This is a genomic window from Methylobacterium sp. Leaf125 (genome assembly GCF_001423085.1).
Classification (GTDB): Bacteria; Pseudomonadota; Alphaproteobacteria; order Rhizobiales; family Beijerinckiaceae; genus Methylobacterium.
This window is the reverse complement of sequence record NZ_LMNU01000012.1, coordinates 145,265-168,050: the sequence shown is the minus strand read 5'-3', so window position 1 is coordinate 168,050 and position 22,786 is coordinate 145,265. Positions and strand designations below refer to the sequence as shown.

The 22,786-nt window shown below is 69.2% G+C and carries 18 protein-coding genes; 8 read left to right on the top strand and 10 right to left on the bottom strand.

The window, feature by feature from the left end; all coding sequences use genetic code 11:
* Window positions 1–119: 119 nt before the first annotated feature.
* Entirely contained in the window at window positions 120–1,433 is a 1,314-nt protein-coding gene (locus ASF58_RS12005) for an MFS transporter (protein WP_055952120.1), read from the bottom strand.
* 121 nt (window positions 1,434–1,554) lie between these two features.
* Window positions 1,555–2,763: a CHRD domain-containing protein gene (locus ASF58_RS12000; RefSeq protein ID WP_055952118.1), complete on the bottom strand. Its 1,209-nt coding sequence runs from the start codon at window positions 2,761–2,763 to the stop codon at window positions 1,555–1,557.
* A 392-nt stretch (window positions 2,764–3,155) separates the two neighbouring features.
* Between ASF58_RS12000 and ASF58_RS11995 the strand changes: the two genes are divergently transcribed.
* From ASF58_RS11995 to ASF58_RS11985, 4 genes are all read left to right on the top strand, one after another.
* Window positions 3,156–4,436: an O-acetylhomoserine aminocarboxypropyltransferase gene (locus tag ASF58_RS11995; protein ID WP_055952115.1), complete on the top strand. Its 1,281-nt coding sequence runs from the start codon at window positions 3,156–3,158 to the stop codon at window positions 4,434–4,436.
* Between the two features lie 102 nt (window positions 4,437–4,538).
* Window positions 4,539–4,679 carry a hypothetical protein gene (locus ASF58_RS25785; RefSeq protein ID WP_210166875.1) on the top strand — a complete coding sequence of 47 codons (141 nt, stop codon included), beginning with the start codon at window positions 4,539–4,541 and terminating at the stop codon, window positions 4,677–4,679.
* Window positions 4,680–4,741: 62 nt separating this feature from the next.
* Complete coding sequence (locus ASF58_RS11990; protein ID WP_055952112.1) at window positions 4,742–5,164, top strand: response regulator; 423 nt, start codon at window positions 4,742–4,744, stop codon at window positions 5,162–5,164.
* Window positions 5,165–5,198: 34 nt separating this feature from the next.
* Entirely contained in the window at window positions 5,199–6,494 is a 1,296-nt protein-coding gene (locus tag ASF58_RS11985) for an aminotransferase class I/II-fold pyridoxal phosphate-dependent enzyme (protein ID WP_055952109.1), read from the top strand.
* Between the two features lie 347 nt (window positions 6,495–6,841).
* On the opposite strand, the gene ASF58_RS11980 is transcribed toward ASF58_RS11985, so the two are convergent.
* The 5 genes from ASF58_RS11980 to ASF58_RS11960 form a co-directional block, all read right to left on the bottom strand.
* Entirely contained in the window at window positions 6,842–8,005 is a 1,164-nt protein-coding gene (locus ASF58_RS11980) for a GGDEF domain-containing protein (protein WP_055952106.1), read from the bottom strand.
* 148 nt (window positions 8,006–8,153) lie between these two features.
* Window positions 8,154–8,987: a PAS domain-containing protein gene (locus tag ASF58_RS11975; protein WP_055952103.1), complete on the bottom strand. Its 834-nt coding sequence runs from the start codon at window positions 8,985–8,987 to the stop codon at window positions 8,154–8,156.
* A gap of 466 nt (window positions 8,988–9,453) precedes the next feature.
* Complete coding sequence (locus ASF58_RS11970; RefSeq protein ID WP_055952099.1) at window positions 9,454–11,793, bottom strand: EAL domain-containing protein; 2,340 nt, start codon at window positions 11,791–11,793, stop codon at window positions 9,454–9,456.
* Between the two features lie 58 nt (window positions 11,794–11,851).
* Window positions 11,852–12,598 carry an RNA methyltransferase gene (locus ASF58_RS11965; protein WP_055952096.1) on the bottom strand — a complete coding sequence of 249 codons (747 nt, stop codon included), beginning with the start codon at window positions 12,596–12,598 and terminating at the stop codon, window positions 11,852–11,854.
* Between the two features lie 357 nt (window positions 12,599–12,955).
* Window positions 12,956–13,504, bottom strand: a complete 549-nt coding sequence (locus ASF58_RS11960) for a formaldehyde-activating enzyme (RefSeq protein WP_055952093.1) — start codon at window positions 13,502–13,504, stop codon at window positions 12,956–12,958.
* A 316-nt stretch (window positions 13,505–13,820) separates the two neighbouring features.
* On the opposite strand from ASF58_RS11960, the gene ASF58_RS11955 reads away from it, so the two are divergent.
* The 4 genes from ASF58_RS11955 (at window position 13,821) to ASF58_RS11940 (ending at window position 17,872) form a co-directional block, all read left to right on the top strand.
* A complete protein-coding gene (locus tag ASF58_RS11955; RefSeq protein WP_082513013.1) occupies window positions 13,821–14,480 on the top strand; it encodes a TadE/TadG family type IV pilus assembly protein in 660 nt (219 codons plus the stop codon).
* A 7-nt stretch (window positions 14,481–14,487) separates the two neighbouring features.
* A complete protein-coding gene (locus tag ASF58_RS11950) occupies window positions 14,488–15,141 on the top strand; it encodes a TadE/TadG family type IV pilus assembly protein (protein WP_055952087.1) in 654 nt (217 codons plus the stop codon).
* Window positions 15,142–15,158: 17 nt separating this feature from the next.
* Window positions 15,159–16,508 carry a pilus assembly protein TadG-related protein gene (locus ASF58_RS11945; protein ID WP_055952084.1) on the top strand — a complete coding sequence of 450 codons (1,350 nt, stop codon included), beginning with the start codon at window positions 15,159–15,161 and terminating at the stop codon, window positions 16,506–16,508.
* A 152-nt stretch (window positions 16,509–16,660) separates the two neighbouring features.
* The gene (locus tag ASF58_RS11940) at window positions 16,661–17,872 is read left to right on the top strand and encodes an NADP-dependent isocitrate dehydrogenase (RefSeq protein WP_055952081.1); all 1,212 of its coding nucleotides are present in this window, start codon (window positions 16,661–16,663) and stop codon (window positions 17,870–17,872) included.
* A 332-nt stretch (window positions 17,873–18,204) separates the two neighbouring features.
* Here ASF58_RS11940 and ASF58_RS11935 read toward each other — a convergent pair whose 3' ends face one another.
* The 3 genes from ASF58_RS11935 to glgX all read right to left on the bottom strand — a co-directional run bounded on the left by ASF58_RS11935 (window position 18,205) and on the right by glgX (window position 22,633).
* Window positions 18,205–18,528 (bottom strand): hypothetical protein, encoded by a 324-nt coding sequence (locus ASF58_RS11935; RefSeq protein WP_055952079.1) that lies wholly within the window; start codon window positions 18,526–18,528, stop codon window positions 18,205–18,207.
* A 36-nt stretch (window positions 18,529–18,564) separates the two neighbouring features.
* On the bottom strand, window positions 18,565–20,181 hold the full coding sequence (locus ASF58_RS11930; protein WP_055952077.1) for a hybrid sensor histidine kinase/response regulator: 1,617 nt from the start codon (window positions 20,179–20,181) through the stop codon (window positions 18,565–18,567).
* Window positions 20,182–20,356: 175 nt separating this feature from the next.
* Window positions 20,357–22,633 (bottom strand): glycogen debranching protein GlgX, encoded by a 2,277-nt coding sequence (gene glgX, locus ASF58_RS11925; protein ID WP_055952073.1) that lies wholly within the window; start codon window positions 22,631–22,633, stop codon window positions 20,357–20,359.
* Between the last annotated feature and the right edge of the window lie 153 nt (window positions 22,634–22,786).

The following is a 22,786-nucleotide window of genomic DNA, read 5'->3' as shown; positions in this document are numbered from 1 at the left end:
CGCGGATACCTAGTGCGGTGAGGCGCTCATTTTGCGGTTGAGTGCAAACCTACATATTTCAGGCGAGATCGCACAAGAGCATTTCTGCTTCACAGCACCCCTGCCAAAGAAATTAACATCTAAATTTCAGCCTCACGCGTCTCCGCCATCAACGCCACAGCCACAAAGCTAATCCCCGCCGCCACGGCCAGGTACAGCCCCACCCAACCTACACCACCCCATTCCGACAGCCGCTGCGCCAGGTACGGCGCGGCGGAGGCGCCCAGGATGCCGGCGAGGTTGTAGGTCACGCTGGCGCCGGTGTAGCGCACGCGGGTCGGGAAGAGTTCGGGCAGCAGCGCGCCCATGGGGCCGAACAGCCAGCCCATGGCGAACAGGCCGAGGCAGAGGAAGCCGAGGACGAGGCCGCCCTGGCCGCTGCCGAGCATCGGGCCCATCAGCAGGCCGAGGCTGGCGGTGAAGACGAGGCCGGAGAGCAGGACAGGGCGGCGTCCGAAGCGGTCGGCGGCCCAGCCCGAGAGCGGGATGCCGAGGCCCATGAACAGCACGGCCACGCACTCGAAGAGCAGGAAGGTCGGCCGGGTGAAGCCGAGCGTCGAGACGCCGTAGCTCAGGGCGAAGACGGTGGAGAGGTAGAACACCGCGTAGCAGGCCACCATCGCGAAGGTGCCGAGCAGGGTCGCGTGGAGGTACTTGGTGAAGATCACCGCCAGCGGCACCTTCTCGGGGGCGGCCTTCGCCAGGGCGGCCTTGAAGACCGGGGTCTCGGTGAGCTTGAGGCGGACATAGAGCCCGACGCCCACGAGCACGGCCGAGGCCAGGAACGGGATGCGCCAGCCCCAGGCCTGGAAGTCGGCGGGGCTCAGGGCCAGGGCGAGGCCGAGGAAGCCCAGATTGGCGGTGATGAAGCCCACGGGGGCGCCGAGCTGCGGGAAGATCCCGTAGAGGGCGCGCCGGCCCGGCGGCGCGTTCTCCACCGCCAGCAGGGCCGCCCCGCCCCACTCGCCGCCGAAGCCCACGCCCTGGCCGAAGCGCAGGACGCACAAGGCCAGCGGCGCCCACCAGCCCGCGGTGGCGTAGGAGGGCAGGCAGCCGATCAGCACCGTCGACAGGCCCATGATCATCAGGGAGGCCACGAGGGTCGCCTTGCGCCCGACCCGGTCGCCGAAATGGCCGAAGAAGGCCGCGCCCAGGGGCCGGGCGATGAAGGCGATGGAGAAGGTGGCGAAGGCGGCCAGCGTCTGCACCGCCGGATCGCCGGGCGGGAAGAAGATCGGCCCGATCACCAGGGCGGCCGCGGTGGCGTAGACGTAGAAGTCGTAGAACTCGATCGCGGTGCCGACGAAGCTGGCGATGAGAATCCGCGCCGCCGGCACGGTTTCGGGCGCCGCGGTCGGGCTGGCGAGGGTCGGGCGGGTCGCGGTCTGGCTCATGGCGTGGGGCCATAGCTCAGCTTCGACCGGCAGGATAGCGCCGAATGCTGGGGATTGGGCGCGGAACACTTGCCTTCCGGGGGCGGGCGGGCCCGGACGGGTCCGCCCGCCGGATCGGCCCTCAGGCGTGCAGCTCGCTCAGGGGCGCGTGGACCGTGAAGGCCTGACCCTCGTCGACCCAGTTCGCCCCGGCCTGGCCGCCGCGGATCGCGGCGATCTCGCCCGGGTCCGCCGTGAAGGTGTGGGCGCCCGAGCCGGTGTTGTAGAAGCGCTCCACGGTCTCGGCCCCGGTCCCGGCCACCGCCGGGTCGGCATAGGCCTGGAAGGCGACGCCCTCCAGGTGGAAGCTCGGCGCGCTGGCGAGGAGCTGGTCCCGCTCCGTGGTGCTCGCCGTGTAGAAGTGCGTGCCGTTCTGCGTGTCGTAGAAGCGGAACACGTCCACCGTGCCGAGGCCGTCGGCGGGCGTCTCCCAGGCGACCCCCTCGTAGCGGTAACCCGACGCGCCGAGGAGAAGCTGGTCGCGCTCGGCGGCGCTGTTGGTGAAGAAGTGGTCCTGGCTGGTGGCGTTGTAGAACCGGTAGGTCTCGCTGAGGTCGGCGACGGATTGCTCCACCGCCGCCAGCGGCAGGAAGATGCCGTTGGCCACCGGCAGGGCGATCTTGTAGCCGGCGCTGCCGTCGACCTCGTTGCCGGTGCCGGCGCCCTCCCCGGCCGCCACGGCGAGGCCGTGGATCTGGAACTCGCGCCCGGCGAGGCGCTGCTCCAGGTTCTCGAAGATCGCCGCCTGGTTCGGGTCGGCGAGGTTGAACTGGTAGTCCTGGTGGAAGCGCAGGTTGCCGTTGGCGTCGGCGGTGGGGAAGTCGGGCGAGATCTCCACGTCGGTCACCGCCCCGGAGGCGGTGCCGCTGAGGAGCGCGGGCGCCACCACCGGCGCGCCCTCCGGGTCCTCCACGAAGCCGTCGCGGTCGGCATCGAGGGTGATGTTGGGCAGGAGCGACGGCGCGTCGTTGTCGAAGCCGTGGATGTGCTGCGGGTGGATCTGGCCCGGGGTCAGGCCGCTGGCGATGACGTCGAGGCTGACGCGGCCGGCCGCCCTGTCGAGGTGGAGGATCGCCTCGCCGCTGACCCCCGAATTGTTCGACGGCACCAGCTGGGCGACCACCGTCCCGGTGGCCTCCGCCAGGGCGTTGATGGCCGGGTTCTCCGGGGCGAGCGGCCCGGTGCCGGTGGGCGCAAGGGTGTAGGGGGCGAGCAGGGAGAGCAGGTTCTGCTCGTCGATCAGGGCGGCGTTTATGGCAGAGCTTGTGTTGTTCTGAGTATTCGTTGCCATGGGCTTTCCTCCATGCGAGAGGAGGCACTAGATTTGCCCACCCCGTGGCCCGCATTAACCTATGGCTGGTTTCGCGTGGTTTCTATTCCGCTGCGATGTTTTGTACCTCTGGTCGCGATAGATATTAAAGCAGATCAATGCAGAACTGTATTGGTTCTGCGGCAAAGCTTTTGCGTTGCAGCACGAAGACGGTGTGAAAGCGGACGCTTCCGTGCCCGGGACGCGGCGTCGCGCCGGCCCGTCGCGCCTTGACCCTCCGGCACGTCCGGCATAAAGAACCATCGTTCGTTTCAGCGGATGCTGTCCTCTTCCGCCGCCGTCGGGCGGGGCGTAGAGGACGGGCACGAGACCACAGGCGTGTGCGGGCCGGCGGGCCCGGGAGGTTTTTTTCGATGACCGATCGTCTGCCCGGCTTCAACACGCGGGCCATCCATGCCGGCGCGGTGCCCGACCCGACCACGGGCGCCCGTGCCACGCCGATCTACCAGACCGCCTCGTTCGTGTTCGACGATGCCGAGCACGCCGCCTCGCTGTTCGGGCTCGAGGCCTTCGGCAACATCTACTCGCGCATCACCAACCCCACCAACGCGGTGCTGGAGGAGCGGGTCGCGGCCCTGGAGGGCGGCACCGCCGCCGTGGCGGTGGCCTCGGGCCACGCCGCCGAGTTCCTGGTGATGCACGCCCTGATGCAGCCGGGCGACGAGTTCATCGCGGCCGACCGGCTCTACGGCGGCTCGATCAACCAGTTCAACCACTCCTACAAGAACTTCGGCTGGAACGTGGTCTGGGCCCAGACCGACGACCCGTCCTCGTTCGAGCGGGCGATCACGCCGCGCACCAAGGCGATCTTCTGCGAGTCGATCGCCAATCCGGGCGGGGTCATCACCGACATCGCGGCGCTCGCCGAGATCGCCAAGCGCCACAACCTGCCGCTCATCGTCGACAACACGATGGCCAGCCCCTACCTGATCCGGCCCTTCGAGCACGGGGCCGACATCGTCGTGCACTCGGCGACGAAGTTCCTCGGCGGCCACGGCAACTCCATCGGCGGCCTCGTGGTCGACGGCGGCACCTTCCCGTGGGCCGGCGACGCGCGCTTCCCGATGCTGTCGGCGCCACGGCCCGAATATGCCGGCAAGGTCCTGGCCGAGACATTCGGCAACTTCGCCTTCGCCATCGCGGTGCGGGTGCTGGGCCTGCGCGACCTCGGGCCGGCGCTGGCGCCCTTCAACGCCTTCCTGCTCCTGTCGGGCATCGAGACCCTGCCGCTGCGGATGCAGCGCCACTGCGACAACGCCCTGGCGGTGGCGAGCTTCCTGCAGAGCCACCCGGCGGTGGCCTGGGTCAGCTATCCGGGGCTGGAGACCGACAGGTATCATCAGCTCGCCCGGCGCTACACGCCGCACGGCGCCGGCGCGGTGTTCACCCTCGGGCTGAAGGGCGGCTACGCGGCGGGCGTCAAGCTGGTCTCGAACCTGACCCTGTTCTCGCACCTGGCGAATATCGGCGACACCCGCTCGCTCATCATCCACCCGGCCTCGACCACCCACCGCCAGCTCACCGATCCGCAGCGGATCGCCGCCGGCGCCGGGCCCGAGGTGGTGCGCCTCTCGGTCGGCCTGGAGGATCCACAGGATCTGATCGCCGACCTCGACGCCGCGCTCAACGCCTGAGCGGGGCCGTGTTAACCTTCCCTTTACCACGTTGGGCCGAGGCTCGGGTCGCGTTCACCGGAGGTGGCGATGTCGGCCTTGGCTTCGATGGACTGGGCGTGCGTGGAACAGATCAACGACGGACTGGCGTTCCTGGCCATCCTGGCGGCCCTGGTCGGGCTCGCGGTGGCCTTCGCCCCCGGGATGCCGGAGCGGCGCCTGGCCGCCCCGGTGAAACGGACGCGCGACACCGGCCGTTATTGACGACACCGTCGGCGGGGCATAGGCCGCCGTCTCACCCCTGTCGCGAGATCGTCCGGCCGCCGATGACGCAGAACCCGCCAGAGAGGCAAGATTCCCCGGAGCCGCAGGCGTCGACAGACCTGCCCGTCGTGCTCCTCGTCGAAGATGACGGCCTGCTTCTGATGGAAGCCGCCGACACCCTCGTGGATGCCGGGTTCGAGGTGCTGGAGGCGAGCCACGCCGACAACGCCCTCTCGGTGCTGGAGAGCCGCGGCGACGTCGACGTGCTGATGACCGACGTGGACATGCCGCGCGGCTCCATGGACGGCTTCGCCCTCGCCCGCCTCGTGGCGCATCGCTGGCCCGGCATCCCGGTCCTCGTCGTCTCCGGCATGGGCACGCCCGGCCCGCACGACATGCCCGACGGGGCGCGCTTCATCCCGAAGCCCTACGAGCCCTCGACCCTGGTCCGGACCCTGCGCGCCTTCGCCCGCCGCGCCGCCTGACCACTCCCCCGACCTTCACAGACGGGAGGCCCCGATGGCCACCGAGACCCAGACCCATCGCTTCGCGACCCAGGCGATCCATGCCGGCGCCGCCCCCGACCCCGCCACCGGCGCCCGGGCCCAGCCGATCTACTTCACCAACGGCTTCGTCTTCGAGGACACCCAGCAGGCGGCGGACATCTTCGCCATGCGCCGCACCGGGTTCTCCTACTCGCGCGGCTCCAACCCGACCGTGGCCGCCCTGGAGCGCCGCGTCGCCGCCCTGGAAGGCGCCAAGGCCGCCGTGGCGGTGGCCTCGGGCCAGTCGGCCGTGCTCATGGTGCTGATGACCCTGATGAAGAGCGGCGAGGCCTACGTCGCCTCCTCGCGGCTCTTCGGCGGCTCGCTCGGCCTGATGAACCGCCTCGACGGGCGCTACGACCTCAAGCCGCAATTTACCAAGGGCCTGACCCCGGCCGATTTCGAGGCCGAGATCACCCCGGAGACCCGGGCGATCATCTGCGAATCCATCGTCAATCCCTGCGCCACCGTGATGGACCTGGCCGGGATCGCCGAGGTTGCGCGCCGCCACGGGCTGCCGCTGGTCGTCGACAACACCCTCGCCTCCCCGGCCCTGATCCGGCCGATCGAGCACGGGGCCGACATCGTCATCCACTCGACCTCGAAGTTCCTCGGCGGCTCCGGCCAGACCATCGGCGGCGTGATCTGCGATGCGGGCCGCTTCGACTGGGCCGCGATCCCCGGCCGCTACAACCTGATGAGCGAGCCCTGGGCCGACTATGACGGCCTCGTGCTCACCGAGCGCTTCCCGGACTTCGCCTTCGCCTCGGCCTGCCGCGTCTTCGGCATGCGCGAGCTTGGCCCCGGCCTGTCGCCGATGAACGCCTTCCTGACGCTCACCGGCATCGAGACCCTGCCGCTGCGCATGGAGCGGCATTGTTCGAACGCGCGCGCCGTCGCGGCCTTCCTGAAGGACCACCCGGCGGTGGCCTGGGTCAGCTACCCCGCCCTTCCGGGCCAGGAGGGCGAAGCCATGGCCGCCCGCTACGTGCCGCAGGGTCCGGGCTCGATCTTCACGGTTGCGCTCAAGGGCGGCGAGGCGGCGGCGGTCCAGTTCATCATGGGGCTGAAGCTGATCTCGCACCTGGTGAACATCGGCGAGATCAAGTCCCTGGCGATCCACCCGGCCACCACGACCCACCGCCAGCTCGCCCCCGCCGACAAGGCGGCGGCCAAGGTCGGCCCCGAGACGGTGCGCCTCTCGATCGGCCTGGAGAGCGTCGAGGATCTCATCGCCGACGTCGAGCAGGCGCTGGCGCCGCTGGGCTGAGGCCGGCCCCTCTTCTCCGGAAGGGTTTGCGCCTCAGGCCACGCCGACGCCGATGATGCCGCCCTCCATCGGGCAGACGCGGATGCCGCGCCGGCGCAGGGCGTCCACCAGGGCGAAGTCGGTCATCGACGAGGCCAGCGCGCGCGGCGCGCAGGGGGCGGTCGTCGATCGCCTGCTCGCGGCCCTGGCGAAACCGGTCGCTGACCGGCGCCGCGGCTCGGCCAGGCGTGCCTGCTGCGGCTGCGCGCGGTCCCGGTCCCGGTCCCGGGACAGGAATCGGCCGCCGGCCGAGGCCGGGCGGTGTCAGGGACGACGGACGAGGGCGGTTTTGGCGCTGGAGCCGGGTCTCAGGCCGCGGCGGAGAGCGCCTGCGGGGCCGCCGCCTCGATCCGGTTGCGGCCGAGACCCTTGGCCCGGTACAGGGCCGCATCGGCGCTGGCCAGCATCGCGCTCAGGTCGCTGCGGTCCGGCGCCGCGAGGCCGATGCTGACCGTCGCCGGGATGCCGGGGCCCTCGGCCCGCCCGGCCGCCGCGGTGAAGCGGCTGGCGATCAGGGCACCGCGGCTCAGCGCCTGGTGACGGTCGCAGTCGGGCAGCAGCGCGGCGAATTCCTCGCCGCCCAGGCGGACCAGCAGCGCGTCGGGGCCCGCGCCGGCACGGGCGGTCTCGGCGAACAGCTTCAGGATCTCGTCGCCTGCCGGATGGCCGTAGCGGTCGTTGATCGCCTTGAAGTGGTCGAGGTCGAAGGCGAGGAGCGCGACGGGGCGGCCCTGCCGCTCCCGCAGGATCCGACTCCCCTGGTCGAAGAAGGCGTGGCGGTTCGCCAGGCCCGTGAGCTGGTCCGTGTGCGACAGGCGCAGGAGGTGCTGCTTCTCCTCCTCGCGCACGAGGGCGAGGAACGACATCGGCATCGCCACCGAATACAGCACTGCCTCGAACATCGTCGCCTTGGCCACGATGGCGAGCATCTCCGGCCCGGACCACTGGACCACGAGCGGGACGACGAAGGCGCGGCCGAGATAGAACGCGGCGTGGAAGGCCAGGATCGAGACCGCCACCGGCCGGGATCGCAAGCCCCGGGCCGTGCGGCTACGCAGGAGAAGCCACGCGGTCAGGCCGGAGGCCAGCGCGATGGGCAGGGCCGAGACGTGGTTCCAGAAGGCGGTGGGAAAGTGCGCTCCGGCCACCGCCCACAGGACCGCGAGGGCAACTAGGGCGACGAGGGAGGCGCGGAGGTATCGGCGACCGTCGAGGCTCGCCGCCGCGTTGAGGACCAGGAGGTAGCCCGACATCATCAGGAGGTTGGTCGCTCCCATGCCGACGGCGACGGGCACGTGCCGGCGGTTCATGGCGACGACGCAGCCCAGGACGAAGGCCACGAGCCCCGCGGCCAGGATCGCGAGGCCGCGCGCGCGCGCCGGGTGGGCCTGCCGTTCCCAGAGCAGGAGGGACGTCGACACCAGCAGCGTCCCGACCGTCAGGTACCAGAGGGTTTGGAGATCGATCTGCATCGCTTCGCCTGTCTGGGGCCAAGCTTAACGGCTGCGATCTGTCAGGTCCCTTATGGTTCCATGCCGATTGTCGACATGGTTCGCGCAAGGTTAAGCGCCGCCCGGCGCGCCGGGGTCCCTTGGCCGTGTCGGCGGCGCCCGGGCACCGTCAGGAGGGCGTGGATTCCCGCAGCCCGATGCCGATGACGCCGCCATCCAGGCGGGAGAACCGGATCCCGGCCTTGCGCAGGGTCTCGACCGCCTTGTGCCGGGACTGCTGGGCCGTCGCGTCGAGCTGTTCCTCCATGCGCTTCACCGTCGACAGGGACAGGCCGGACGCCTGGGCGAGATCGGACATGGACCAGTCCAGCAGGGCGCGGGCGGCGCGCAGGTGGCGCCCGTCGATCGGCGGGTCGAGGCCTTCGTCGAACGGCATGCCGGGCGCCGGCGTGGTCGCCTCCGGCGGCGGGGTGAATCTGGCCCAATCCGGCTCTGCGAGGCTCGAGTCCAACGACGCGGTAAACGGACGTGCGGTCTCGCCGAACTGGTTCTGCGCGCCCCCCTCCCCGAACAGGACCCGGCTGCGGCGCTGGTCGGCCAGGCGCGCCTGCCGCAGGCTCTCGTGGTCCGTCACGTCCCGGACGACGCCGGCGGCCCCGCGCGGGTGCCCGTCCGGGTCGAAGTAGATCTCGTTTCGCACCGACAGCACCCGCATCGCGCCGTCGGGCCGGCGAAACCGCACCGTCTGGCTGCCAAGGGAGGTGCCCTGCATCAGGTCGCTGCCGCTCTCCAGCTTCCCCCGATCCTCCGGCAGGACGAGCCCGACCAGCAGGTCGTAGCTCGGCCGCGTGGTCCGGGGATCGACGCCGAGGAGATGGTACAGGCCGGACGACCAGACGTGCTGGTTCTCGGCAAAATGCCACCCCCAGGTCCCCGTCAGACCATGGCTCTCGACGAGGTTTAAAAACTGGGCTGGAGAGAACTTGAGATTGTCGACGTGCATATCCTCATGGCCCGCTAAAACTTTCAAATGATAATGTCATCAATCGAGCGGGTCCGCAAATCAGATGAGGCACGAATACATGCAACCACAAGTGAACGAATTTGGCTCTTCCTGATCTCAAACAGCCTTTCTGATTCTGAAATCTCCGTTGTCGCCCCACAAGCACCCTTATCGCGGGACGATTTTTAGTCACCGCGACTGGCATCGACACGGAAGACCGCGGGCTCGCGTGCATTCAGGCGCGAACGCGCCACGCGTTTCGAGTGTCCGTGGCCTCGAGGCGGGCGGAGAGGCCCGTGAAGTCTCGCCCCCCGGCCGCGACGTCTGGACGATGCATCACCAAGTCCGCCCGCTCCAGGGCAATGGGCGTCGCAGTCGTGTCCGAGTGTGCAGGAACCTGCCGCCGCGCAGGCGCTGCCCGCGGCGGGCGCGCGCGCGCAAACCGTCCGTGGGGCGACGGCCCGACTCAGGCCGTCTGCAGGGCGGGCTCCGCATCCGCATCCCCGAGCAGATCCGGACGGTTGCGCAGGAACCAGGGGACGCGGCTCGCCGGCATCGGCTTACCGTAGAGATAGCCCTGGGCGTTGGTGCAGCCCCCGTCCCGGAGGAAGGCGGCCTGCTCGGCCGTCTCGACGCCCTCCGCGGTCACGTCGAGGGCGAGGCTGCGGCCGAGCTGCAGCACGGCGGTGACGATGGCGGCGTCGTTGGCGTCGCGCTCCAGGTCGCGGATGAAGCTGCGGTCGATCTTGATCTCGTCCACCGGGAACTGCTTCAGGTGGGTGAGCGAGGCGTAGCCGGTGCCGAAATCGTCCAGGGCGACCCGGATGCCGGAGCCGTGCAGCGCGGCCAGCACGTCGCTGACCCGGTCGCCGTGGCTGCCGAGGAGGACGGTCTCCGTCACCTCGACGCCGATCCGGCTGCGCGCCAGGCCGGCCTCGTCGACGTCGTCCAGGAAGGTCCCGGCCAGGTCGCCCTGGGCGAACTGCGCCGAGGAGAGGTTGAGGAAGACGCGGCCGGGATCGAGCCCGAGGCTGGTCCAGTGCAGGAGGTCGGCGATGATCCGCCGCCGCAGGACGTCGCCCACCGCGACGCCGATCTCGGGATCGTCGAAGATGGCCGAGAAGGCACCGGGCGCGAGCAGGCCGCGGGTGGGGTGCTGCCAGCGCGCCAGGGCCTCGAACCCGATCACCGCCCCCGAGACCAGGTTGATCTTCGGCTGGTAGTGCGGCTCGAGCCCGCCGCCGCCGTCGAGGGCCGCGCGCATCTCGCGGGTCATCGCCACCCGCTCCTCGATGTCCGCCCGCAGGGCCGGCACGAACAGGGTCGCGCGGTTCCGCCCGGAGGCCTTGGCGGCGTAGAGGGCGAGGTCCGCGTTGGTGAACAGGTCGGCCGAGTTCCCGGCATGGTCGGGATAGAGGGCGAGGCCGAGGCTCGCCCGCGGCGCCACGATCCGCCCGCTGATCGGCATCGGCGGGTGCAGCACGTCGAGGATGCGCCGGGCGAGGTCGTGGATGCGGGAGTGCCCCACCGCATCGCGGCCGGGACAGATCACCACGAACTCGTCGCCGCCGAGGCGGGCCACCAGGTCGGTCGGCTCGATCACGCCGCAGAGGCGCAGGGCGACCTCCTTCAGCAGGGCGTCCCCGGAATCGTGCCCGAGGGTGTCGTTGATCTCCTTGAAGGCATCGAGGTCGAGCAGGATCAGGCCGACCGGCGTGGCCTGGCTCTCCGCCTTCGCCAAGGCGGTTTCCAGGGTGGCCTGGAACAGCGCGCGGTTGGGCAGGCCCGTGAGCACGTCGTGATGGGCGGCCGAGCGGATCTGGGCCTCGGCGGCCTTGCGGCTGGTGATGTCCACCAAGCTGGAGACGTGACAGGCGGTGCCGTCGATCTGAACGCTCTCGATCGAGAGGAGCACGTCCCGGCGCTCGCCGGACAGGACGACGATGCTCGTCTCCCAGTCGCGGATCGCCTGGCGCCGCTCCAGCACCGCCTGCATCCGGCGGCGGTCGGCGGCGCCGATGAAGTTCCGGTTCTGGTAGTTCGCCAGGGTATCGCCGGGGGCGAGGCCGAAGAACCGGACGCCGGCATCGTTGGTGCTGACGATCTGCCCGTTGGCGGCCAGGGAGACGACGATCGGCACCGGCACGGCCCGGAACATCGTCTCGAACAGCTCCCGACTCTCGGCGAGCTCCAGGCTCGCCCGGCGCTCCACGTCGGCCGCCGACCATTCGAGGCGGCGCAGGCGGTTCGTCCGGGCGATGTAGAGCAGGACCGTCAGGTGGCCGAGGGCGAGTTCGCTCGCGAGGCCGAGGCTGACCTCTCCGGGGGACCGCAGGGCGAGGATGCCCGCCACGAGGATCAGGGCCGAACCGGTTCCGGTGAGCGCCGTCCGGACGAAGCTGAGGGGCACGACGAGCATGAACACGGTCGGCACCAGCAGCGCCGCCAGGACCGGGATTTCGGGGCGCGCGGCGCAGAGGGCGCCGAAACCCACGCCGACGACGACCTGCCACGGCAGGAGCCATCGCTGCAGCGACGCGAAGGCCTTGACCGACCGCAGGGCCACGAGACCGCCGAGCGTCGCCGCGAGGATGGCGAGGTGCGCGACCAGCAGCGCCCGGATCGCGCCGAGGGTCTCGATCAGGCTGAGGTCGTTGACGAGAAGCAGGAGGTCGATCGCGAGGCAGGCGCAGAGGACGGCCCGGGTGTGGCGCAGCGTTCGCGGCAGCCGCTCCGTCCGGAATGCCGCCTCGTGGGCACGGGTGGCGAATTCGCCTGCAGGCGTGATGAGCCGATCGGTCGTCATGGCGAACGACCGTGACACGCAATTCTCGCGCAGGGGTTAAGACCGCCTGTGCTTGGCTCTATTTCAGCGGGCGTGGCCGACGGGCCGTCAGGGCTCGCAGCGCGCCGCGCATCGTGCGCACGTCCTGCTCGGTCATGGCCATGCGATGGAGCATGTCGCGCATGTTGCGGGCGATGATGTCCCGCTTCTCCGGCGGATAGAAGTTGGCGGCGGCGAGATTGTCCTCCAGCGTCGCGAACAGCGAGGCCATCGCCTCCCGGGTCGCCGGCGGCGACAGCATCTCGCCGGTGAAGGGCAGCACCGAGAGCCCGGCCGCCCGGCGCCACTCGTAGCTCATCAGCAGCACCCCCTGGGCGAGGTTCAGGGAGGAGAAGCGGGCATCCACCGGGAAGGTCACGATGGCGTCCGCACGGGAGACCTCGTCGTTGTCGAGGCCGGAGCGCTCCCGCCCGAACAGGATGCCGACCCGCTGGCCGGCCCGGCCCACGACGTCGCGCATGGCTTCGTCCGGCGCGAAGACCCGCTTCATCTGCCCGCGCTCGCGCGCCGTCGTCGCCAGCACGTAGTGCAGGTCGGCGATCGCCTCGCCGAGGGTAGCGTAGACCACCGCGCCGTCGAGGATATGGGTGGCGCCCGAGGCCGCCTCGCGCACGCCCTTCTTCGGCCAGCCGTTCTTCGGCGCCACCAGGCGGAGCTCCGACAGCCCGAAATTCGCCATGGCGCGGGCGGTCATGCCGATGTTCTCGGCCAGCTGCGGCTGGACCAGGATGATCACGGGCCCGGCCGGGGATTGGGTCGGGTCCATCGGGTCTGCCGGGGTGGGATCGGACGAAAGCGGGCTCATCGGCGCCCTCTTGCATGACCGGGGCGCCTCCGCAAAGGGGGCGTCCCGTGAGGCCGATGCCCCGCCCCCCGGAGCGGCCTGCATGCGCCGCCTGTGCACGCGCGACGTCCTCGGCTCCCCCCGCCCGATCAGGCGGGGCGCCCCCGCGAGAGATCCGGTCGCGACAGCCGCCCCGACGGCCCGATCGGGGGCCGGAGCGCTGTCGTCGATGTCTCCCGCAGTGACGGGAGCCCCCGGACTGATCGGCTCGAATGGCATCGCGCCGAACTTCGAGGCTGTGCGGTCGTGCCGATCCGCCGGAGCCGCGGTTCGGACCGATCAGATCTTTCCGTCGAGACCCATCTGGTAGTATTTGTGGATGATCTTGTCCTGGTTCTCCAGGAGCCAGTCGATCGAGGGCTCGTTGGTCATGGCCTTGCGGATCGCCTCGGTCATGCCCCGGCGCTGGATGTCGAACAGCGCCTTGTGGTCGACGGTCTCGGCCTCGATCACGCCGGGGCTGAGCCAGACCGAGCAGATGATGCCGAGGTCGTTGGCCTTCTCCTTCGGGATGTAGCCGGCACGCACCGCGTCGAGCACGCCGTTGGCGATGGCGAACTGCACCGTGCCCATCAGGATCGAGGTGTACTTGCTCTCGGTGACGCTCACCTTCGAGACGCAGAGCGTCACCGGGCGCACCATGATGTCGGTGTTGAGCAGCGCGAAGACGCGGCTGTGGCCGACGACCTGGTCACCCGTGAGGGTGGCGAGGGCCGTACCGACCGGACCGTCGAGTTCGCCGATGATGACCTCGGGCTCGGAGGCCGTATTCGGCGGTCCGCCGGCGACCAGGGCCTCGCCGGCGCGAAGGATGATGCGTTCACTCATGGGACTCTCGGGACTCTCTCACGACGGCGAAGGACGGGACGGCGATGGCATGGGCCGCGTGGCGGGCAGATTCCGTGTGTCGGCGCCAATGTCCAGCCCCGTGGCCGCATGAGGCCCCGCCCTGCCCCCTGGACCGGAATCCGCCCGCCCCGGTCGGTCGAGGCCGTCGGCCGCTACACAGGGCCGCGGGGATGCGGGCGCGCTTCGTGGAATGCAGTAATCCGGCTTTAAGGCTTGGCGTGCATCGCTGGGTGATACGGGATCTCGGCACCGACTGTTCGAAACGACATCAGAGGAACCTTCCCGTCGGACCGTGATGGCAAGGCCAAGCGACCCGCGTCATCAGAACTCGATCGGTTTCGGCACGCCCATGTCCTGCCCCACGTCCTGCGGCGCCCAGAAAACCGGCTGTCTCAGCCGCTTTCGCCGATCTTCGGGCGGGGCGACGGCAGTCGAGTTCGCCCTCGTCATGCCGCTCTTCATCCTGGTGTTCATCGAAATTCTTCAGGGCGGCCTGTACGTCTTCTGCTACGCGGCCCTGGAGAAGGCGACCGCCGATTCCAGCCGGACGATCATGATCGGCGCGCTGACCGATACGGCCTCCACCGCCAACGGATTCCGCAGCGCCGTGGTCTGCCGGAACCTGATCGCAGGCCTGTCCTGCGGCAACATCGTCACCAGCCTGCAGACCACCACCCTGGCCGGGTCGGGCGGCGGCTACTCGGTCTTCGTCAGCCCGGACGAGAAGAGCCTCGTGCCGGTGCCGATGGACAACGCGCAGACGGCGTACTGCACCGGCGCCCCCGGCACCTACGGCTACATCCAGGTCTTCTACGCCGTGCCGGTGTTCAGCCCGGTCTGGATCGCCCTGAAGCTGAACACGACCTGGAACGGGACCTCGGTCGTGTTCGCCCGGGCCGCGGTGGCGTTCCGGAACGAGCCGTTCACCACCGCCAGCGTCTCGACCGGGTGCTGACGCCGCCATGACCTGCCGGACCCTCACGCGCTTCGGACGGGATCGACGCGGCATCGCCATCGTCGAGTTCGCGCTGATCCTGCCGCTGCTGATCACGCTCTCGGCGGTGACCTTCGATCTCGTTCGTTACGTCATCTACATGCGCAAGATCGAGCTTGCGGCCAGCACCCTGGCGGATCTCGTGGCGCGCAACGACACGGGTAAGATCACCCAGACCGACATCCTCGCGATCTCCCGCTCCCAGCTGGTCATGTTCCCGGAGGCCATGCAGGCCGCCAGGGACGCCAACGTCTCGGTCTGGAGCCTGCTGAAATGGTCGCTGTCGGGGATCCAGTTCACCCCCACCGTCGCCAGCTGCACCGCCAACTGCACCTATGCGCCGAAGGTGACCTGGACCTCGGGCCAGAAGCGATCCTGCTCGACGCCGCCGGTCGCCGCGCCCAACACGGCGGGACCGAGCCCCACGACCTTGCCCAGCGACACCTTCGGCCCGGGCTTCCTCGTCGTGGCCGACGTGGTCTTCAGCTACAAGCCCCTCATCCTGCAATCCGTCGTCGGCACGATCGACATCGCGAAGTCCTTCTACTTCGCGCCGCGCTACGTCACGACCATCACCTTCGATTCGAGCGGCGGGATCACCTCCGCCAATGCCTGCCCCTGATCCCCGAGGCATGTCCCATGCGCGCCGATCCCACGCACCGTATCTCTCCGGCCGGGCGCCTGCTGCGGCGCCTGCGCGATGAGCGCGGCGGCAACGTGCTCATGGTCTTCGCCCTGGCGCTGATCCCGCTGATCGGCCTGACCGGGCTCGGCGTCGATTACGTCCGCGGCATCAACTATCGCACCCATTTCGACCGCGCATCCGACGCGGCCACGATCACCGCGATCGCGACCGCCCGCGACTACATCTCCACCAATCCCAAGAACGAGGCGGACCCCACCGCCTCCGCCCTGGCGCTGGCCAAGACCCGCGGGTTGGCCGCCTTCCGGGTCAATGCCGGGCCGATGCTGAACAGCCTGCCCCTAACACCGAACCTGACGGTGACCCGGACCGGCAACGTGGTGTCGGCGTCCGCCAGCTATGCCTCGAGCTATGAGTCGCCCTTCAGCCGGGCCATGGGCAACCTGACTTCGATCGCGGTGTCGGGCGTCTCGACCTCGAGCCTGACCCTCGGCAATTACACGGATTTCTACCTCCTCCTCGATACCTCGGGCTCGATGGGCTTCCCGACCTCGAGCACGGCGCAGGTGCAGTTCGCCAAGCTGAACCCCGACATGGCCGACGCGAAGGGCAACAACTGCGCCTTCGCCTGCCACTTCACCGGCTCGAAGGGCTTCAACATCGCGAAGAACAACAACATCGAGCTGCGCATCGCCACGGTGAGCAACGCGGTCCAGCAGCTGATCGCCAAGGCCCAGACCAACCAGACCCTGGTCAACCAGTACCGGATCGGCCTGTACCCGTTCGTGAGCTACCTCGAGACGGCAGCCGACATCACCACGAACCTGGGTTCACTCTCCTCGGTGAACCTGGAGAACTACATGGATATCGGCGACTCGACGGTTCCGCGCGGCAGCGGCGGGACCCACTACGAGAACGTCTTCGCGACCATCAACACCAAGATCAAGGTCGTCGGCGACGGCTCCAGCGCCGCCAAGGCGGTGCCGTTCGTGTTCTTCATCACCGATGGGGTCGGCAACAACCAGTACTGGGACAACAAGAGTGGCTGGACCGGATCGCAGGCCAAGCTGCTCGATCCCGCCCTGTGCAAGACCCTCAAGGACAAGGGCGTCACCGTCTCGGTGCTCTACATCCCCTACGTGCCCCTCGCGACCCCGTTCAACAGCAATGTCGGCTACGAGAACGTCGTGGTGAACGGGCTCATTCCCAGCGTGCCCGGGACGCTGCAGAACTGCGCCTCGTCGGGCTACTTCCGGACCGCGAGTTCGGCCAGCGAGATCCAGGAGGCGCTGAACGCCATGTTCGATCAGGCGACCCGGAAGGCGCGCCTCGTGGCCGGTCCCTGACAGGCCAAACCATTTGTCATGGCCCCGGGGGGAGCCGCCAGCTTCCGCCCCGGGACCACCCGGGCTAAGGACGGCGCCAGACCGGCATCCGGCTTGCGTTCCGCAGGCGTGCGACGTCGGTGAACGCCCCGGTCCAGGAAGGTGTGCTGCAGATGGATAAGATCAAGGTTGCGAACCCGGTCGTCGAACTCGACGGCGACGAGATGACCCGGATCATCTGGAGCGAGATCAAGAACAAGCTGATCCACCCCTACCTCGATCTGAACCTGGAATATTACGACCTCGGCGTCGAGCACCGCGACGCCACCAACGATCAGGTCACCGTCCAGGCCGCCGAGGCGATCAAGCGCCACGGCGTCGGCGTGAAATGCGCCACCATCACCCCGGATGAGGCCCGGGTGAAGGAGTTCAACCTCAAGGACATGTGGAAGTCGCCCAACGGCACCATCCGCAACATCCTCGGCGGCGTCATCTTCCGCGAGCCGATCATCTGCCAGAACGTGCCCCGCCTCGTGCCGGGCTGGACCCAGCCGATCGTCGTCGGCCGCCACGCCTACGGCGACCAGTACAAGGCCACCGACTTCAAGGTGCCGGGCAAGGGCCGCCTGACGATCAAGTTCGAGGGCGAGGACGGCACCGTCATCGAGCGGGAAGTCTTCAAGTTCCCGAGCGCCGGCGTCGCCCAGGCGATGTACAACCTCGATGACTCGATCCGCGACTTCGCCCGCGCCTCGATGAACTACGGCCTGAACCGCAAGTACCCGGTCTATCTCTCGACCAAGAACACCATCCTCAAGGCCTATGACGGCCGCTTCAAGGATCTGTTCGAGGAGGTCTTCCAGAACGAGTTCAAGGCGAAGTTCGACGCGGCCGGCATCACCTACGAGCACCGCCTGATCGACGACATGGTGGCCTCGGCCCTCAAGTGGTCGGGCGGCTACGTCTGGGCTTGCAAGAACTACGACGGCGACGTGCAGTCCGACACCGTGGCGCAGGGCTTCGGCTCGCTCGGCCTGATGACCTCCGTGCTGCTCACCCCCGACGGCCGGACCGTCGAGGCCGAGGCGGCCCACGGCACGGTGACCCGTCACTACCGCGAGCACCAGAAGGGCAAGGAGACCTCCACCAACTCCATCGCGTCGATCTTCGCCTGGAGCCGTGGCCTCGCCCACCGCGCCAAGCTCGACGACAACGCGGCGCTTGCCAAGTTCGCCACGACGCTGGAGACCGTCTGCGTCGACACCGTCGAGGCCGGCTTCATGACCAAGGACCTCGCCCTGCTCGTCGGCCCCAACCAGCGCTGGCTGTCGACCACGGGCTTCCTCGACAAGGTCGACCAGCATCTCAAGACGGCGATGGCCTGACGGGGCTCACCGAAGCCGTTGGATTCGACGGAGCCCGGGCGTGCACGGTCTCCGAAGGGCGCGGGATCGAGCGTTCCGGGGTCCTTCGGCGGCTGCGCCCGCCCATCCTTCGATCGGGTCGGCACCGGTGGCCCGCTCTCGCTCGTCGGAGCGGCTGCCGGGACGCGTCATCCGGTGAAGACCGACGCAGAGCACCGCGTCATCCCGGGGCCGCAGCGCGGAGCCCGGGATGACCGAGCGGTGGCATCGGTGATCGACCCGGCGGACTGACACCCGAGATCGCTCGGATCGGGCGGTCGTCGGCATCTCGTCCGCCGCGACCTGGCGAACCGTCACGATGCGGGCCGCGCCGCCTCGGCGTTGCGCTTGCGGGTGGCGGCGGCCTTCTTGGCGGAGGCCGAGCGCTCTTCCGGCGTCCGGGCGGCGGAGGCCTTGCCCCCGACTTGTCCGCCGCGATGCGCCGCCGGATGGCTGCTGGCCTTGCCGCGCCCGGAGCCGCCGGGCTTCTTGCCACCGCCATCGTCCTTGTTGACGGTCGCCCAAGCCCGCGCCTCGGCCTCCTTCTCGGGCACACCACGCCCCTCGTAGGATTCGGCGATGTGCTCCGCCTTGCGGATCTGCTTGTCGGTGTATTTCGACTTGTCGCCCTGGCTCATCGCGAACCCTCTCCGCTGGACGGCCCGGGCGAGGCATCAGCCGAGCGCGGCGGGCCCGTCGAGAATCGCCCGAACCCGGCGGACCAGATCCGTCCGGCGGTAGGGCTTGTTCAGCAGATCGAACTCCGAACCCCCGGCATCGGTTCGCTCCAGGCTGGCCTCGGCGTAGCCCGTGGTGAGCAGGACCTTGAGCTCCGGCCGCCGGCGCGTGGCTTCGCGCCCCAACGCGATGCCGTTCATCCCGCCGGGCATGATCAGGTCGGTGAACAGCAGGTCGATGGGGTTCCCGCTCTCCAGCACCTCGAGGGCCTCGCGGCCGTTCTGCGCCATCAGGGTGCTGTAGCCGAAATCCCGCAGGATGGTGCGGGCGAGCTCGGCCACGTCCTCCCGGTCATCGACGATGAGGATCGTCTCGGTGCCGGACCCCTCCTGGGGGCCGACCGTGGACGGCGCCGCTTCGAGCACCGCGGTCTCAGTGGCCGGGAAGGACAGGCGCACCACGGTCCCCTCCCCCAGCATCGATTCGATGCGGGCGGCGCCGCCAGACTGCTTGGCGAAGCCGTAGACCATCGACAGGCCGAGACCGGTGCCCTTGCCCTCCTCCTTGGTGGTGAAGAACGGGTCCATGACCCGGGCGAGGACGTGGGCCGGGATGCCGCTGCCGGTATCGGTCACGCTGATGGTGACGTAGCGGCCGGGTGCCAGGGGACCGGCCACCTCGCCGGTGATGACGTGGTTCTCGGTCTTGACCGTGAGGCGGCCGCCCTCCGGCATCGCGTCGCGGGCGTTGATGAAGACGTTGAGCAGGGCGACCTCGGCCTGGTTCGGGTCGACCCGGCAGTTCCACAGGTCGGGGCTGAGGTCGAACCCGAGGCTCACCGTCTCGCCCAGCGTCCGGCCGGCCATGTCGGCCATGCCCTGGACCAGGGCATTCAGGTTCACGGAGCGGCCCTCGAGGCGCTGCTTGCGGGCGAAGGCGAGGAGCTGCTGCGTCAGGGTGGTGGCGCGCTCGGCGGCGGTGCGGATGTTGTCGGTGGCCCGGCGCAGGCGGTTGCGGTCGGCCGACGGATCGTCGAGGCCGGCGCCCAGGATGTCGACGTAGCCGACGATGACCTGGAGCAGGTTGTTGAAGTCGTGGGCGATGCCGCCGGTGAGCTGGCCCAGCGCCTCCATCTTCTGGGCCTGGCCCAGGGCCTCCTCGGCGTCCCGCCGGCGGGAGACGTCGAGCTGCGAGGCAAAAAAGTACACCAGCGTTCCGCCCGCGTCGTAGATCGGCGAGACGAACAGCGCGTTCCAGAACGGGGTGCCGTCCTTGCGGTAGTTGACGATCTCGGTGGCGACGTTCTCGCGGGCCGCGATCGCCCGGGCGAGCTCACGCACCGCGCCGCGATCGGTGTCCGGCCCCTGCAGGAAGCGGCAGTTGCGGTCCAGCACCTCGTCGCGGCCGTAGCCGGTCATCTCCAGGAAGGCGTCGTTGGTGAAGATGATCGGATTGTCGGGCAGGCGCGGGTCGCTCACCACCATCGGCATGCGCGAGGCCGCCACCGCGTCGAAGAAGAAGGCCGCTTCCGGGGCGATCGGGGTCTCGGCCGAGGATCGGATCGGGTCCTGCGCGAGCGCCCCGTTCGGCGGCATCTTGGGCGTGTCGATCATCGTCGCGCAATCACATCGGCGGGGCTTCGCAGGCGAAACCTGACAGGCCGCCCCTAACACGGGTCAAACACCCGGCGCCATCATCGTTCCCTGTCCCCATCCCCGCATCCCCGGCGAACCATGACGATTCGGCGAGGTGCGCCGCGCGCTGGGATGCGCGCGGCGACTCGGGGGGTCAGCGCTGCTCGGTCTCGAAGCGGACGCTGTTGACGTTGGCCCGCTCGAAGGCCTGCATCACGTGCTGGTAGGAGCGCTCCATCTCGGTGGCCTCGACGCCGTCGATCTCCTCGGGCTTCAGCACGAACATCAGCATCGAGCGTCCGGTGACCTCGTAGGTCGCGCCGATCGGCTTGCTCACCACGTCCTGGCTGTCGGGCAGGTTCGTGTCGAGGAGCCGGGTCCAGCCGACGCCGCCCACCGATTCCGGCAGGGTGAACGACACGAGGTCGTGATAGGCGTTGTAGAGCAGCAGCAGGGTGGCGTCGCCGCCGCGCTGGTGGATGCCCGAGGCCTGGGCCCGTCCGTCGAGAAGCACCGCGAGGGAGCGGGCATCGCCCTGCGTCCAGTTCTCGGGCGACATCTCGGTGCCGTCCGGCTTCAGCCACGTCACGTCCTTGACGCCGAACTCCTCGTCGTAGGCGCCCGTCAGGAAGCGGCCGCGGGTGAGGATCGGCAGCGCCTCGCGCAGCAGGGTCAGGCGCTGCGTGAACTCGGCGAGATCCCGCTCCTCCGGACCGACGGCCTCCCAGTCGAGCCAGGAGATCTCGTTGTCCTGGCAATAGGCGTTGTTGTTGCCGTTCTGGGTCCGGGCGAACTCGTCGCCCGCCAGCAGCATCGGGGTGCCGCGGGAGAGGAACAGCGTCGCCAGCATGTTGCGCATCTGGCGCAGCCGCACCGCGCGGATCTCCGGATCGTCCGTCGGCCCCTCGGCGCCGTAGTTGTTCGAGAGGTTGTGCGAGTGGCCGTCGCGATTGTCCTCGCCGTTCGCCATGTTGTGCTTCTCGTTGTACGACACGGTGTCGTTCAGCGTGAAGCCGTCATGGGCGGTGAGGAAGTTCACCGAAGCCCAGGGCTTGCGCCCGCGCTTGTTGAACTTGTCGGCCGAGCCGGTGAGCCGGGCCGCGAGATCCGGCAGCATGCCCTCGTCGCCGCGCCAGTAGCCGCGCACGTCGTCACGGAAGCGGTCGTTCCACTCGGCCCAGCCGGGCGGGAAGCCGCCGACCTGGTAGCCGCCCGGACCGCAATCCCACGGCTCGGCGATCAGCTTGACGCTGTTCAGCACCGGATCCTGCCGGCAGGTGTCGAGGAAGCCGCCGCCCTCGTCGAAGCCGTGCGGCTCGCGGCCCAGGATGGTGGCGAGGTCGAAGCGGAAGCCGTCGACCCGCATCTCGGTGGCCCAGTAGCGCAGGGAGTCGGTCACCAGCTGCAGCACGCGCGGGTGCGACAGGTTGAAGGTGTTCCCCGTGCCGGTGTCGTTGATGTAGTAGCGCGGCTCCTTGGGCATCAGCCGGTAGTACGAGGCGTTGTCGACGCCCTTGAACGAGAGGGTCGGGCCCTTCTCGTTGCCCTCGGCGGTGTGGTTGTAGACCACGTCGAGGATGACCTCGAGGCCGGCGCCGTGCATGCGCGCCACCATCTCCTTGAACTCGGAGAAGGCGAAGTCCGGCACGGCCGAGTAGCGCCGCGCGGGGGTGAAGAACGAGATGGTGTTGTAGCCCCAGTAGTTCACCAGCCCCTTCTCCTGCAGGTAGTCGTCCTGCACGAAGGCGTGGACCGGCAGGAGCTCCACCGAGGTGACGCCGAGGCTCTTGATGTAGTCGAGCACCGCCGGGGTGCCGAGGCCCGCATAGGTGCCGCGCAGCTTCTCCGGCACGGCCGGATGCAGCTTGGTGAAGCCCTTCACATGGGTCTCGTAGAAGATGGTCTTCTCCCACGGCACGTGCGGCTTGCGGTCCCGACCCCAGGTGAAGGCCGGGTCGATGACGCGGGAGCGGCGGGTGAAGGGCGCGGAATCGCGCTCGTCGTAGGTCAGGTCGTCGCCGCTCTCCATCTGGTAGCCGAACAGGGCCGGGTTCCAGGTGATGGAGCCGACGAGGCCCTTGGCGTAGGGGTCGATCAGCAGCTTGTTGGGGTTGAAGCGGTGGCCCGCCTTCGGCTCGTAGGGGCCGTGGACGCGGTAGCCGTAGATGGTGCCGGGGCGCGCGTCGGGCAGGTAGCCGTGCCAGATCTCGTCGGTGTACTCGGGCAGCTCGATCCGCTCGATCTCGTTCACGCCGTCATCGTCGAACAGGCAGAGCTCGACCTTGGTGGCGTGGGCCGAGAACAGGGCGAAGTTCACGCCCAGGCCGTCCCAGTTCGCGCCGAGGGGATAGGGCGAGCCTTCCTTGATGCGCGAACGTTTGGCGCGGCCCTGCGGGGTCGAGCGGTCCGCGGGATTCGTCGTGTCGGCCATGTTCGCTCCGGGCGGTATCGATGGGTGCGTCGAGACAGGGCGATGCGCGTCGCCCCGTCTTGGAAACCTGGACAGGAACGCTCACGCTTCGCCGGAAGGTCCGCCACGGGGCAAATCTTTTTGCATCGCACGGCGCAACGCCGCGCAACCGCT

What these genes read in the sequence shown, in the direction of transcription:
- glgX (WP_055952073.1), bottom strand. Translation starts at nt 22,633, where the DNA reads ATGGCCGACACGACGAATCCCGCGGACCGCTCGACCCCGCAGGGCCGC.
- ASF58_RS11935 (WP_055952079.1), bottom strand. Translation starts at nt 18,528, where the DNA reads ATGAGCCAGGGCGACAAGTCGAAATACACCGACAAGCAGATCCGCAAG.
- ASF58_RS11990 (WP_055952112.1), top strand. Translation starts at nt 4,742, where the DNA reads ATGACGCAGAACCCGCCAGAGAGGCAAGATTCCCCGGAGCCGCAGGCG.
- ASF58_RS11940 (WP_055952081.1), top strand. Translation starts at nt 16,661, where the DNA reads ATGGATAAGATCAAGGTTGCGAACCCGGTCGTCGAACTCGACGGCGAC.
- ASF58_RS11995 (WP_055952115.1), top strand. Translation starts at nt 3,156, where the DNA reads ATGACCGATCGTCTGCCCGGCTTCAACACGCGGGCCATCCATGCCGGC.
- ASF58_RS11975 (WP_055952103.1), bottom strand. Translation starts at nt 8,987, where the DNA reads ATGCACGTCGACAATCTCAAGTTCTCTCCAGCCCAGTTTTTAAACCTC.
- ASF58_RS11945 (WP_055952084.1), top strand. Translation starts at nt 15,159, where the DNA reads ATGCGCGCCGATCCCACGCACCGTATCTCTCCGGCCGGGCGCCTGCTG.
- ASF58_RS11930 (WP_055952077.1), bottom strand. Translation starts at nt 20,181, where the DNA reads ATGATCGACACGCCCAAGATGCCGCCGAACGGGGCGCTCGCGCAGGAC.
- ASF58_RS11955 (WP_082513013.1), top strand. Translation starts at nt 13,821, where the DNA reads ATGGCAAGGCCAAGCGACCCGCGTCATCAGAACTCGATCGGTTTCGGC.
- ASF58_RS11970 (WP_055952099.1), bottom strand. Translation starts at nt 11,793, where the DNA reads ATGACGACCGATCGGCTCATCACGCCTGCAGGCGAATTCGCCACCCGT.
- ASF58_RS11950 (WP_055952087.1), top strand. Translation starts at nt 14,488, where the DNA reads ATGACCTGCCGGACCCTCACGCGCTTCGGACGGGATCGACGCGGCATC.
- ASF58_RS12000 (WP_055952118.1), bottom strand. Translation starts at nt 2,763, where the DNA reads ATGGCAACGAATACTCAGAACAACACAAGCTCTGCCATAAACGCCGCC.
- ASF58_RS12005 (WP_055952120.1), bottom strand. Translation starts at nt 1,433, where the DNA reads ATGAGCCAGACCGCGACCCGCCCGACCCTCGCCAGCCCGACCGCGGCG.
- ASF58_RS11985 (WP_055952109.1), top strand. Translation starts at nt 5,199, where the DNA reads ATGGCCACCGAGACCCAGACCCATCGCTTCGCGACCCAGGCGATCCAT.
- ASF58_RS11965 (WP_055952096.1), bottom strand. Translation starts at nt 12,598, where the DNA reads ATGGACCCGACCCAATCCCCGGCCGGGCCCGTGATCATCCTGGTCCAG.
- ASF58_RS11960 (WP_055952093.1), bottom strand. Translation starts at nt 13,504, where the DNA reads ATGAGTGAACGCATCATCCTTCGCGCCGGCGAGGCCCTGGTCGCCGGC.
- ASF58_RS11980 (WP_055952106.1), bottom strand. Translation starts at nt 8,005, where the DNA reads ATGCAGATCGATCTCCAAACCCTCTGGTACCTGACGGTCGGGACGCTG.